General features: G+C 68.4%; 12 protein-coding genes. 3 read left to right on the top strand and 9 right to left on the bottom strand.

All coding sequences use genetic code 11. From position 1 onward, the window contains the following. Window positions 1-2: 2 nt before the first annotated feature. From tssE to IP91_RS11320, 5 genes are all read right to left on the bottom strand, one after another. Window positions 3-467: a type VI secretion system baseplate subunit TssE gene (gene tssE / locus IP91_RS11340; protein ID WP_145649070.1), complete on the bottom strand. Its 465-nt coding sequence runs from the start codon at window positions 465-467 to the stop codon at window positions 3-5. A gap of 103 nt (window positions 468-570) precedes the next feature. Further along, the gene (locus tag IP91_RS11335) at window positions 571-1062 is read right to left on the bottom strand and encodes an Hcp family type VI secretion system effector (RefSeq protein ID WP_145649069.1); all 492 of its coding nucleotides are present in this window, start codon (window positions 1060-1062) and stop codon (window positions 571-573) included. A 53-nt stretch (window positions 1063-1115) separates the two neighbouring features. Further along, window positions 1116-2597 (bottom strand): type VI secretion system contractile sheath large subunit, encoded by a 1482-nt coding sequence (tssC, locus tag IP91_RS11330; protein WP_145649068.1) that lies wholly within the window; start codon window positions 2595-2597, stop codon window positions 1116-1118. Window positions 2598-2599: 2 nt separating this feature from the next. Continuing rightward, entirely contained in the window at window positions 2600-3097 is a 498-nt protein-coding gene (gene tssB / locus IP91_RS11325; RefSeq protein WP_145649067.1) for a type VI secretion system contractile sheath small subunit, read from the bottom strand. Between the two features lie 8 nt (window positions 3098-3105). Next, on the bottom strand, window positions 3106-3702 hold the full coding sequence (locus IP91_RS11320) for a tetratricopeptide repeat protein (protein ID WP_229474260.1): 597 nt from the start codon (window positions 3700-3702) through the stop codon (window positions 3106-3108). Between the two features lie 151 nt (window positions 3703-3853). Between IP91_RS11320 and tssJ the strand changes: the two genes are divergently transcribed. Both tssJ and icmH read left to right on the top strand, forming a co-directional pair. Beyond that, entirely contained in the window at window positions 3854-4432 is a 579-nt protein-coding gene (gene tssJ, locus IP91_RS11315; RefSeq protein ID WP_145649066.1) for a type VI secretion system lipoprotein TssJ, read from the top strand. Window positions 4433-4479: 47 nt separating this feature from the next. Then, window positions 4480-5259 (top strand): type IVB secretion system protein IcmH/DotU, encoded by a 780-nt coding sequence (icmH, locus tag IP91_RS11310; RefSeq protein ID WP_145649065.1) that lies wholly within the window; start codon window positions 4480-4482, stop codon window positions 5257-5259. On the opposite strand, the gene IP91_RS11305 is transcribed toward icmH, so the two are convergent. The 4 genes from IP91_RS11305 to IP91_RS11290 form a co-directional block, all read right to left on the bottom strand. Next, entirely contained in the window at window positions 5260-6030 is a 771-nt protein-coding gene (locus tag IP91_RS11305) for an OmpA family protein (protein ID WP_145649064.1), read from the bottom strand. It abuts the gene before it with no gap. Window positions 6031-6040: 10 nt separating this feature from the next. Then, a complete protein-coding gene (tagF, locus tag IP91_RS11300; protein WP_145649063.1) occupies window positions 6041-7024 on the bottom strand; it encodes a type VI secretion system-associated protein TagF in 984 nt (327 codons plus the stop codon). Beyond that, a complete protein-coding gene (gene tssM, locus IP91_RS11295) occupies window positions 7021-10839 on the bottom strand; it encodes a type VI secretion system membrane subunit TssM (RefSeq protein WP_145649285.1) in 3819 nt (1272 codons plus the stop codon). The genes tagF and tssM overlap by 4 nt, the downstream gene beginning before the upstream one ends. A 96-nt stretch (window positions 10840-10935) precedes the next feature. Further along, window positions 10936-11766: a M15 family metallopeptidase gene (locus tag IP91_RS11290; protein WP_145649062.1), complete on the bottom strand. Its 831-nt coding sequence runs from the start codon at window positions 11764-11766 to the stop codon at window positions 10936-10938. 119 nt (window positions 11767-11885) lie between these two features. On the opposite strand from IP91_RS11290, the gene IP91_RS11285 reads away from it, so the two are divergent. After that, window positions 11886-12578, top strand: a complete 693-nt coding sequence (locus tag IP91_RS11285; protein WP_145649061.1) for a hypothetical protein — start codon at window positions 11886-11888, stop codon at window positions 12576-12578. Window positions 12579-12601 lie beyond the last annotated feature (23 nt).

Below are 12601 nucleotides of genomic sequence, written 5' to 3'. Positions count from 1 at the left end.
GCTTAGTCGGACTGGCGGTGGTGGCGGCGGATCGCGTAATGCAGCGTGGAGGGCTGCAGCACGGCGTCGAAGTTGATGGGCTCCTGCAGGCCGGGGCCCAGCAGCACGCCGGTGATGACGAAGTTGATGCGGTTGACGGTGCCGGGCGCCAGTTCGACCCGCGCACGCACCTGGCGCAGACGCGGCTCATGGCGTTCGATCGCCAGGCGCAGGCTGTCGCAGATGCGGCGGCGGTCGTCGCTGCTGGACAGGCACAGGCCGGCGATGTCGAGCAGGCCATAGCTGACGATCGACGCGGCGCATTCGGGCCAGGCGGCCAGCAGTTCTTCCGGCAAGGCCGAGCGCGTGTTCAGCAGGTCTTCCAGGTCGCGCGCCACCGCGTCCTTCAGCTGTTCCAGCGTCTGCGGGCCGTCGTGGCCGGCCGTGCCGAGCAGGCGGTCGAACAGCGCGGGTCCATTGGCATGCATGGCACTCTCCAAAAAAAGAGCCGCGGCAAGCCGCGGCCAAAGTCGCCCTACGGGTTCAAACGTGCTGCGGGATGCGGTCGGACGATGCGCTTGGACGATCCGCTCACACGATCCGATTTGCGGCCAGGTCCCAGCCACCCGAGGTATTGCCACCGGCGCCGCCGGAGATCTTCTGCTGCGTGTAGCGCCAGCGGATCTTCGAGAACTTCAGCGCGACCGATTCGGTGAGGATGTCGCCCTGCTCCACTGACGGCGACACGGCGCCGATCAGCACGTTCTCGATCTCGATCTCGTAGTACTTGACGCGCTCGCCCTGCGCATCGGCGCGCATGAACTCGAACTTCGCCTTCGGGATCGTGCGGCCGGCCGAGCAGGTCTGCAGCAGGATCGGCGAGGCCAGGTCGGCCAGCTTGGTGACGACGATGTCGTGGTGCTCGCAGCGTTCCGCCGTGTGGCCGCCACCGGTGGACGACGTGGCCGATTTCGGCTGCTCCACGCCCCAGTTGACCGACTTGCACTCGATCCAGTCCTTGTGGCGGTCGTCGGCCGACTCGCCCTTGATGCCGTCGATGTACAGATAGACGTCAATTGCCATTGCGTGCTCCTCTTCTGCGGTTGAAAAACGGGTGACGTGATGCGATCGGAAAATCAGCTCGTGGCCTTCGGCAGCTCCGCGACGAGGCGCAGCGACACGGTCAGTTCGTCGAGCTGGAAGTGCGGCCGCAGGAAGCTGACGGCGCGGTACACGCCGGGCCGGCCGGCCACTTCGTGCACCTGCACCGACGCCTCGCGCAGCGGGAACTGCGCCTTCTGTTCCTGGCTGGCGTTATCGTCCAGCAGCACGTAGCGCATCAGCCAGCGGTTCAGAAAGTCCTCGACATTGGACGCCGAACTGAAGCTGCCGATCTTGTCGCGCATCATGGCCTTCATGTAGTGGGCGATGCGCGAGACGGCGAAGATGTACTGCAACTGCGAGGACAGCACGGCATTCGCATTGGCGGCTTCGCTGCTGTAGCGGCGGGCCTTCTGCGTCGACTGCGCGCCGAAGAACGCCGCATACGACGTGTTCTTGCAGTGCACCAGCGAGATGAAGCCCAGGTCCGACAGTTCCTTCTCGCGCCGGTCCGTGATGGCCACCTCCGTCGGACACTTCAGGGCGATCTCGCCTTCGTCGGTCTTGAACGTGTGGGTCGGCAGGTCGTCCACCAGCCCGCCGCCCTCGACGCCGCGGATCGCCGCGCACCAGCCGAATTCCTCGAACGCCTTGGTCAGCTTGGCGCCGAACGCATAGGCCGCGTTGCACCACAGGTATTTCGCATGGTCGGTGCCGTCGACCTCCTCGACGAAATTGAAGCCGTCGACGGTGGTGCCGTCCACCGGGTTGAACGGCAGGCGGCCCAGGAAGCGCGGCAGGGTCAGGCCCACGTAGCGGGAATCCTCCGATTCGCGGAACGCCTTCCACTTCGCGTATTCCATCGTGTCGAACACTTTCGCCAAGTCGCGCGGCTTGCCCAGGTCGGCGTAGCCTTCCAGGCCGAACAGCTCGGGCGCGGCGGCACTGATGAACGGCGCGTGCGCGGCCGCTGCCACGTGCGACATCTGCTCGATGAAGTACATGTCCTCCGGCTGGCGCGAGATCTCGAAGTCGCCCAGCAAAGCGCCGTAGGGGGCCCCGCCGAACGTACCGAATTCCTCTTCGTAGATCTTCTTGAACATGGTGCTCTGGTCGAACTCCAGCGCGCTCTGGAAGTCACGCACCAGTTCGCGCTTGGTGGCGTTCAGCATGCGGATCTTCAGGCCGCGTCCCGTGGCCGTGTTGCGCACCAGGTAGTGCAGGCCGGTCCAGCTCTGCTCCAGCTTCTGGAAGGCCGGCGCATGCATGATGGCGGACAGCTGCTCGGAGATCACGCGGTCCAGTTCCGCGACGCGCGCATCGATGGTGGCCGACAGGTTGTGCGAGACGATCACGGTACCGTCCAGCACCTGGTGCACCAGTTCACCGATGATGTCCTTGGCGCGCGCGAATTCGGCGCTGGACTTGGCGACCTTGCTGAGTTCGACGATCTCGTCCAGCAGCGCCGTGCCTTCTGCCGCGGACGCGTAGCCGGCGGCTTGCAGTTGTGCGGACATGGTCATTCCTCCGCCGCCGGTTTCAGCTTCGCCAGCTGGTCGGTGTTCTGCAGCACGTCGGTGAGGATGTCTTCCAGGCGGTCGTTCCCGGCCAGCTTGTTGCGCAGGTCGGCCAGCTTGCTGCGCGCATCGAGCAGCCGGGCCAGCGGTTCGACCTGCTGGACGATGGCCTCGGGCCGGAAGTCGGCCATCGAGCGGAAGTGCAGTTCGACGGCCAGGTCGCCGTCGCCCGTCAGCCGGTTCGGCGCCTGGAACTGCGCCACCGGTTCCACGCCGGCCAGCACCTCGTCGAAATTGTCGTTGTCGATGTTGACGAAGCGGCGGTCCTTCAGCCGCTTCTGCTCCTTCTGCGCATTGCCGCCGTAGTCGCCCACCACGCCCAGCACGAACGGCAGTTCCTTGTTCTCGATGGCGTCGCCGATCTCGACGTCGTAGGTCATCTGCACCCGTGGCGGCCGAACCTTGTTCAGGCGCTTCTGTATGCTGTCGCCGTTTGCCATGGTGGCTCCTATTTCAGCGCGCCGAACGGATCGGCACTGGGTTGGCTGGATGCCGTGGTTTTCTTCACCTGGTTGCTGCCGGCCGGCTTGCGCGCCGGGGTGACGGGCTTGACGGGCTTCGGTACCAGCACGTCCTCGCCCAGCGTGGTGCGCAGCAGGTTGGCCAGCTGCTGGGCCTCGGTACGCAGCGGCCCGGCCAGGTTGTTCTGCTGGCTCAGGTCCGCCACCGCCTTGGTCGACAGCCGCAGGCCGGCCACGGCCAGGATGCTGTTGCCCTGCCGGTCCTTCGGATCGCGCTGCAGCGCCTCGATGGCATTGCTGATCGCATCGCCGTAGGCGCCGCGGTCGAATTTCAGCTGTGCCAGCTGCACCCACGGCGCCTTCTCGGCCGGGAAGCGCGTGCCGGCGTTCTTCAGGATCGCGTAGGCCCTGTCGGCATCGCCGGCGGCGACACTGCGCTCGGCGTCGGCCATCGCGCTGGCCAGCGTGGCGGTGACGGGGGCTTCCGGCTTGGTGGGGGTAGCGGTGCAGGCGCACAGCAGCAGCGCGCTGGCAATGGACGGGATGAGATGGGCTTTCAAATGGGACTGCAGGCGTGCTTTCATGGGACCTCCGGGCTGTCGGGTGGTGGCCATTATTGAGGAGCCCGCCGGGGCCCAAGTTGCGCTGTCGCAAGCCCGCTGCAGCATGCTTGCGTCGGCGCAATAAGTTCAAAAGATGCCTTCGGTTAAATGGGTGACCCGAGGAGGAGCCCAGATGAACACATCGACTTGCCTTGCCACCGGCGCGCTGGCCCTGTCGCTTTGCGGCTGCGGCGCCGGCGGCACGCTCGCCGGCGCCATGCTGCAGGTGGCCGGTATGCACCGTCCGCCCGAAGTACCCGAAGCGCAGAAACCACCCCGCAATGTCACGATCCGCCTGCATGCGGCCGGCACGCTCAATGGCGGCGATGCCGGTCCGCCGCTGGCGCTGGTGGCGCGCATCTACAAGCTGCGCCAGGCCGAGGCGTTCGAGCGCGTGTCGTTCGAAGGGTTCACCAGCGTCCATGCGGAACGCGAACTGCTCGGGCCGGACCTGCTGGAAGTGAAGGAAGTGCTGCTGATTCCCGGCCAGCGTCACGAGGTCACCGAGAAGGTCAGCCGTGAAGCGGGCTACGTGGGCGTGGTGGCGCTGTTCCGCTATCCCGGCGGCCAGCGCTGGCGCGCCGCATTTCCCGTGCTCGATGCGGAGAAGGCCGGCATCACGATCGGCCTGACCGGCTGCTCGATGACGGTCGGCCAGGGTGCCGCGGCGCGTCCCGAGAACACGGTTCGCAGTGGCGCGCATTGCGCCTGACATCAACCAGGAGAGACCATGCCCCCATCCCCATGCACGGTGGCGCCATGACGGCGCCGCAGATCGAACGCCGCGCCGCACCGTCGCTGTTCGGCGCCCGCCCCGCCTCGCCGGACGGCATGCGCATCCATTCGCTGCTCGACCTGATGCACGAAGGGTTTCATCTGCTGGTGCTGCTGAAAAGCGGCTCGGCGCCGCCCGGCGAGACGGAGTTCATGGACCGCGTGCGCACCTTCCTGGACGGCTTCGAACGGGAAGCGAAGGACCTGCGCGCGCAAGGCGAGGACATCGATGCGGCCAAGTATGCCTACTGCGCGGCGCTGGACGAGACCATCCTGTCGTCGCAGTTCGGCCTGCGCGCCGCCTGGGAGCGGCGCCCGCTGCAGCTGGCCCTGTTCGGCGACCAGCTGGCCGGCGAGCACTTCTTCGACCGCCTCGATGCGCTGCGCAGCAAGGGCAGCACGCGGCTGCAGGCGCTGCAGGTGTTCCATATGTGCCTGCTGCTGGGCTTCCACGGCAAGTACGCGCTGGACGGCAGCGACAAGCTGGCCTACATGACGGCGCGCCTGGGCGACGAGATCGCCCACATCAAGGGCCGGAGCGGCGGCTTTGCGCCGCGTGCGGCCAGGCCGGACCAGGTGGTCAACAAACTGCGCAGCAACGTGCCGCTGTGGGCCGTGTGCGCCGTCTTCGCGCTGGTGGGCCTGGGGGTATTCACGGGACTGCGCGCGTCGCTGCAACGGGATGCGCAGACCACGCTTTCGGCCTACGCGGACCTCGTCAAGCTGGCGCCCCGCCCGGCCAGCGTGACGATCACGCTGCCCTGATCAGTCGGCGACGCGGAACTCGATGCGGCGGTTGCGGGCCCGCCCGTCGGCGGACGCGTTGTCCGCCACGGGGCGGTCCGGGCCCTGGCCGGACACCGTGATCATCGCCGGATCGATCGCCTTCGCCGACAGGTAGGTCCGTACCGCTTCGGCACGGGCCAGCGACAGCGCCAGGTTGCTTTCCCGCAGACCGGTATTGTCCGTGTGGCCGATCACCTCCACCTTCTTGCCCTTCACCTTCAGCAGCGCGGCCGCCATCTCGTCGAGGATCTGCGTGCCGGACGGCCGGATCACCGCCTGCCCGCTCTCGAACTCGATGATGCGCTTGGCCAGCGTGGCATCGAGCAGGTTCTGTTCAGCGGCACTGACGCGCAGGCCGTTGCGCACCGTGTACGTGGGATTCAGGCTGGCGGCGATGTCGCTGGCGATCTGCTGGCGCTGCGCCTCGTTGGCCACCTCGCCCTGCAGGCTGACATTGTTGCCATCGACCTTCAGCTGCCCCTTGCTGATCAGCTTCAGGTTCGGCTGGATCAGCTTCTGCACATAGCCGTTCCAGTTGGGCGGCTGCACCACGTTGCCGATGGCGATCTGGTCGACCACGCGCTCGGCACCATACAGCTCGCGTACCCGCGCCAGCATGGCGGCCTTGGTCGCTTCGTCCGGCACGGTGCCGCTGACGAGGACCTGGCCGGGCATCGGCGTCTGCGGTGCCGGCACCTGCGCCGACGCGGCGGTGGCCGCCAGCATCATGAACAGCGCTGCCTTCTTCATACCGCCTCCATCAGGTGAACGTTTCGCGGAACAGCTGGCGCGCGGCGGCCAGCGACAGGTCGCGCTGCGCCAGGCAGGCCGACAGCCGCAGCACGGCCGGATCGTGTTCGATCATGTCGTCGACCCAGCGTGTTTCATCGAACGCGATCAGCCTGTCGCCGGCCGCTTCCGGATCCAGGATGGCGTGCAGCGTGCCGGGCGTGGCACCGGAGAAGCCCACCACCAGCGTCGCCTGGCCGCGGATCTCGGCCACGAACAGGGCCAGCTCGATCTCGACGCGGCGCAGGAACGGCATGATCAGCGCCAGCCAGAACGCTGCCACGGCCGCCTGCGCTGCACCTGCGCGCGGCAGCGGCAGCGCCAGGCCCTTGTCGAGCCGCGTGCTGCCGCTCCATTCGAACGGCTGCAGCAGCAGGCCGATGCCGAGCAGGATGCCGCGCGCCGAATAGGCCTGGCCGGCATGGGCCAGCAGCGCCTCCAGCGCTGCCAGGTCGGTCTGTTCGGCGAAACGGCGCAAGGCGGTGCCGTGGCCATCGCTGTCCCCATCGCACTCCGCATCGCCTTCCAGCACGGCTGCACCGAGCACCTGCAAAGGCGCGGCCGGTTCGGTGGACGTCAGCGCATCGTCCGCCAGGCTGCCGAGCCGCTGCCACAGCGGCGCCAGGGCCAGCGGGCTGATGGCGACGAAGTCCTCCGGCCGCGGTACCTCCAGCGTGCCGACGGCGATGAACGGGAAGCGGCGTCCGGACTGGTCGTTGCTGGCCGCCAGATGCCCGGCCACGGCCAGCCGGCTGCGCGGGCCGACGAAGGCAAAGTGCAGCGGCTCGGCCGCATCGTAATGCTGCTTCCAGCGCGGGTTGGCGGCCAGCTGCTGCATCGTCGCGGCCAGCCAGTCGTCGAGCAGGCCGGTCAGCTCGTGCTGGGCGCCGCCCTTGACGAAGTCGGAGCGGGCCGGCAGCTTGCCGAAGTAACCGATACGGAACGGGGTCTTCACTGGAGTCCTCCTGCGTTGGCTGCATTGACGGTGTTGATGGGGATGGCGGCGTTGATGACCTTGGCACCCGCTGCGGGCACCACCGGCGCCGCAGGACTGGTGGCCACCGGCGCAGCGAGCGCCGGCGTGCCGGTGCCGACGATGGTCTCCGGCAGCCGCATGCCGGAAAAGCCCGCTCCCGGCGCGGCGCCGCCGGCATTCACGGCGGGGCTGCTGGTGATGCGCAGATCGACCGCCACGGTGACCCCGCCGGCACTCCAGCGCAGTTCGTGCACGCCGCCCTCCTTGCGCTGCCTGGTGGCCGCATCGATCATCCGCTTCAGGCCGAACCCGCCCGGCTCGTTGAACAGTTCGATCGTGCGGCCATCGAAGGCGACGGCCGTGATGCGTGCGCCGGGCACGCCCTGCGCGCCGGGATGGACCATGCTGGCCCACTGCGGCGGCGTGTTCCGGTAGCGCAGCTGCTGGCCGTCGATCTCCACCGTGTATTCGAGCACGCCGCTGGCGGGAATCGGCAGCAGCTGGAACACCGTCTGCGCCGTGGCCGATTGCACGCCGCCGGCACCGGCCGGCGCGATCCACGCCGGGAAGCGCTGCACGGCCTGCGGCTGCAGCGTGATGCCCATGTCGGCCCAGGTGCGCGGCGCCAGCACGTCGCCGCGCCGCACCACCAGTGGTCCCATCGACGTGTTGACGAACCTGGCCACCAGCCCGTCCGGCCCGAAGAACTGGGCGATCTCGGCCTGGCTGGCCTCGATGCGGGCCGACGGCGTGAACGGATACTTGCTGGCCAGCGTGCGGCTGAACGGCTCGTACACCTGCGCCAGCCAGGTCTTGTTGATCTCCGCTTCGGCCGGCGCCACGATCACGGCAAACGTCTGCATCAGCGGGCGCACCAGCAGCGGCCGCACGGCGGCCTTTTGCGACTCGCCGATCCCGTTGAGCATCTGCTCGTCGACGAAGCGCAGCGCATCGGCCAGTTCCGAGCCGCTGCCCTCCAGCGTCTGCTGCATGAACTGCTTGGCGCCGGGACCGGGATCGCCCTGGTTCTTCAGCTGGTTCAGGCGCGTGCGTAAGCGCGACAGCGCATCGAGGTAGGAGCGCAGCAGCGAACCGTCGCGGTCGCGGGTGGCAACGATACGGGACACGGGCGCGAACTCGCGGCCGATTGGTCCCATCACTTTTTCGAAGCGGCTTGTGTCGAGCTGGATGTTGACGTTCACGTTCGAACTGACCGGCGATGGCGCGCGGCGCAGGATGTGCGTCTTGATCCAGTTGACGAACCCGGTCTGCGCCTCCTTCATGCGCGCGTTCATCTCGCCCGGGTTGTCCCACGCGGTCTGCTCGTTGATGGTGGTGAGGATCTTCGCGATGGGCGAGGACTGCGGATCGCCGAGACGGTTCATCGCCGCGACGGCGCCATTGAAGCCGTTCATGTCGGCAATCGCGATGCCCTGCACGAACTTCTGCCACTCCTTCACGTAGTCCGCCTTGTACAGGTCCACCAGGTGCTTCTGGATCTGTTCCGGGCTGCCCTCCAGGGTCAGGTCGTCGTGGCTGGCGGTCTTCAGGACCCAGTCGGTGCTTTGCAGTTCCTTTGCCGACGCCTCGCGGATCGCACCCTCCACGTATTTTTCCCAGGCCTCGCGGGTGAACGTGCCGGAGATCGCGTGGCTGCCCGCGATCAGCGCGCTGTCCTGTTCGCCGACGATGCGGCCCACCGTCATCGCCGGGAAGCGCGTGGCGGCGCGGGCACGGATCTCGGCGTACACGCGGTCGCGCGCCGGCATGCCGCGCACCACGCGGCGCAGGTTGTCGCGCGCCGTGTCCACCAGCGCCAGCTTCTGTTCGATGCGCGGCCAGGACGGGTCGCGCGCCTGCGCCAGGTGGAACGTCAGCAGGCGCTCGGCGCTGCGGATCATCTGCTCGCGCGGCATCGCGCCGCGGTTCGCTTCCAGCCAGCCGCGCCAGAAGCGCGTCAGCTGGTCGTTCAGGTGGCCCGGCTCCACGTGCGCGGGATCGGCCAGCATCAGGTAGGTCTTCAGCGCGTTGTACGCATCCTCGACATTCGCTGGCGAAGCATCGGCATAGGCGCGCGTGGCCGATGGCGGCTGCGCGCCTTTCGCGGCGGGCACCGCCAGCTGGTCGGGATTCGCGTTCATCTCGTACAGCAGCGCTTCGAGGCTGGCGGCCACCGGCTTGATCATCACTTCGCGGATGCCGCCGAAGAATTCCTCGCGCAGCTTGCGCTCCAGCAGTTCGCCCTGGTACAGGCCGAGGCCGAGCGCCAGCGGGCGTTCGTGGCGGTAGCGCTCCAGCTGTTCGATGCGGTCCTGCAGCAGCTCCAGTGCCTGCAGGCGGGGCTGCAGGTCGAGCCGGCGGTCCTGCAGCCGGACGACCTTGTCCAGGTCGGCCTGCACGGTGGCCAGCAGCTGCCGGTTGGCGAGATACGACCAGCTCCAGCCGGCCAGCGACACGCCCAGCACCACGGCCACCGCCACGAAACCGGCATATTTCCACTGCAGCCTGGCGCGGCTGGCATATTGCGACACCAGGTTGCGGTCCTCGAAGATCACCTTGCGGAACAGGTCGAGCAGGAAGTAGCCGGTCTGGCGCACGCCCTCCTGGGCGCGTGCCGCCGCGTCGAACGACAGGTGGAAGCGTTCGGCCACGCGCTGCGACTGGGTACAGGCCGGCACGCCTTCCTGCAGCGCGCTGGTGAAGTAGAAGCCGCGGAACAGGGGCTTGAACTGGAACGGGTTTTCCTCGAACAGCGTGGCCAGGAAGGCGCGCAGCGGCACGCGCAGCGACGCGAACTCCAGCGGGAACGTCAGCACGCCGGCCGGCAGTTCGCCACGGCGCTGCAGCGTGAGGTTGGCGATGCAGGTCTCCTTCAGGCCCTCGTGCAGCTCGTCGAAGGCCTGGTCGAAGAAGGCGAGGATCTCCTGCGTGCCGGTCCTGCGCTGGTAGGGCATGGTGGCGCCCCAGGCGCGTTCCCGTTCGCCCTTCTCGAACCAGGCGAAGAACTCCGAGAAGCCGGCCACCAGGTCGGCCTTGGTGAACACCACGTAGACGGGCGCGAAGATCTCCAGCCGCTCGATCAGGTCCTGCACGCGCTTGCGCAGGCTGCGTGCCAGCCGCAGGCCGGCATCGGCATCGGCGCCGCGCAGTTCGGCGATGCTGACCGCGATGAGGATGCCGTTGACGGGGGCGCGCGCGCGGTGCTTCTTCAGCAGGTCCAGGAAGCCGTGCCATTCGCCGCGGTGCTCGTCCTCGACGGAATAGCGGCCGGCCGTGTCGAGCAGGATGCCCTCGGTGGTGAAGAACCAGTCGCAGTTGCGCGTGCCGCCCACGCCCTGCACCACCTTCGCTTCGGCGATGGGAAACTGCAGGCCCGAGTTGACGATGGCGCTGCTCTTGCCGGCCGCCGGGTTCCCGATGATCATGTACCACGGCAGTTCGTAGAGCGCGCGGCTGCCGGAACGGATGCCCAGTTTCGACGTGCGGATGGTGTCGATGGCGCCCAGCAGGCCGGTGCGCAGCACGTGCAGGTCGCCGCGTTCGGCCGTGCCCTCGGGCGTGCCGGCCGTCGCCTCGATCGCCCCTTCCAGCGTGGCGGCGCGGCGCGTGGCCAGGCGGCGGCGCAACCACCAGACCAGCAGCCACGCCAGCAGCGTGACGGCGGTGGCAGCAATCGCCCAGACGAGCGCCAGTTCCAGCGCCTCCCCCCCCAGGTAGTAGATGGCTGCCAGTGCCACCAGGCCCAGCACGGTGAGGTGGCGGGAGTCGGTCAGGAAGATCCAGAGTCTGCGCATCATGGCGGCACCCGCGTGGTTCGGATCGGATGATGGTGCCACCTGCCCTAGGGCAATTTATTGACGTTGCGCAACCTGTGCAGTGCGCCGGACCGCTCAGCGCCGCCGGTTCGGCAGTTCGACGTGACCGAAATCCAACAGCTTCCAGCGCCCGCCCCATGTCAGCCCGGCCGCCTCGGCCACCTGGCCATACAGCTGGTAGCCGCGCATCGCCCAGGGGTCCCGTTCGGAAATCACCACCTTGCCGTCGCGCAGGAAGGCGCAGTCGCCGGCCAGGCCGAACTGGTGCCAGCTCTGGAAGGCGCGGGCATTCGTCACGTGGCTGCCGGCATCGGCCAGCTCGTTCTGGCGCGCGGGACTGCGATAGCCTTCCAGCAGCACCATTTCATAGCCGTACTGCTCGCGCATCACCTTGAAGACGAGCAGCAGGCGCTGGGTGAAGTCCGGATCGAGCAGGTCCCAGTTGCGGTTCGCGCCCGCCAGTTGCGGACGCAACAGCGTGACCTCCGCCGTCGTGAAGACGGCCGGCGGCAACGGCGGCGGCGCCACCAGCCGCTCGCCGCGCAGCAGCGAGGCGATCTGCTCGTCGACGGCGCGTTCGCCCGTGCCGGCATCCGGCAGCGCCGCGCGCCCGCCCAGGAACAGGGCGAGCAGCGGCGGCACGAGCACCAGGGCCGCCGCGCTACCCGACAGCAGCGCATGATGCCGCGCCCACGCGATGACGGTGACGAGGATGCCGGCCGCTCTGTCGCTCACGGACCGCGCGCCGCGCACGCCATGCCGGGCCATTCCGCGCCAGCGATGTTCGATCCCGCGCCCCAGCCCCAGTAGTGAGGCACCCAGCGCATCGCGGCCCGCCGGGAACATCAGCAGCCAGCCGGCCACGCAGGCAGCGGCAAACAACAGCAGCATCGAAACGAGAAACATGGTGCGCTCCGTCAAGGCCAGCCGATGATGCCCGCGCGACACTAACGAGCGGGGCGGATCGATCATCGTACCGGTCGAACCGCACTGTAGAGGACGCCTATATCAAGCTTTGGAGGTGCATGGTGGATACGTCAAAACCCGGCAAGGGCATCCTGGCCAGCCTGGAGCAGCGGGCGGTGGCGGCGCCCCGCCGTACCACCACCCCCGGTGCGCGTGGCGCCGCGTTCATCGGTGCGGGCGGGCTACTGCTGGCGCTGCTGCTGGCGTGGTGGGTACTGAGCGGGCCGTCGCCGCTGCTGGTGCAGGATCCACTGCGCGGGGCAGCCCTGCCGCCAGCCACGTCACCCGCCCCGCCGCTTGCCGCCCATCCGGCACCGCCCGCTGAGCCGGAAGCGGCGGCAATCATCAACGACACGCCGCCGCCTGGCGAAACCACGCGGCAGGTCGCGGCAGCGGCGCTGGCGACGACGCCGATTGCCTCCGTCGTCATGCGCAGCGAACCGGCGCCGCGCAAGCCTTCCGTCAAACCGCCACGCAAGGAACCCGTCGCGCGCATCAAACCACCCGTGCGCAACAATCCCCCTGCCCCTGCCCGTCCAACCGCGGCACCTTCCCAGGACAGCGACGTCACGCTGCTGGCCGCACTGGTGGCCCATGCCAATGCGGGCAAGCGCCACCGCGAAACGCCCCCCATCGCCGACACGGCCGCCATGCTGGGGCGCTGTGCCACGCTGCCCGGCGAAGAACACCGCGTGTGCCGCGCCCGCATCTGCGCCGCCGCGCCGGCCGAACCCGCCTGCCGCGCCGACTAGGCATCCGGTTCAGCCCGTGTCCT

Source organism: Pseudoduganella lurida (assembly GCF_007830455.1).
Taxonomy (GTDB): Bacteria; Pseudomonadota; Gammaproteobacteria; order Burkholderiales; family Burkholderiaceae_D; genus Rugamonas; species Rugamonas lurida.
Note: the sequence above shows the minus strand (reverse complement) of the source record. Positions and strands in the feature narration are given on the sequence as shown.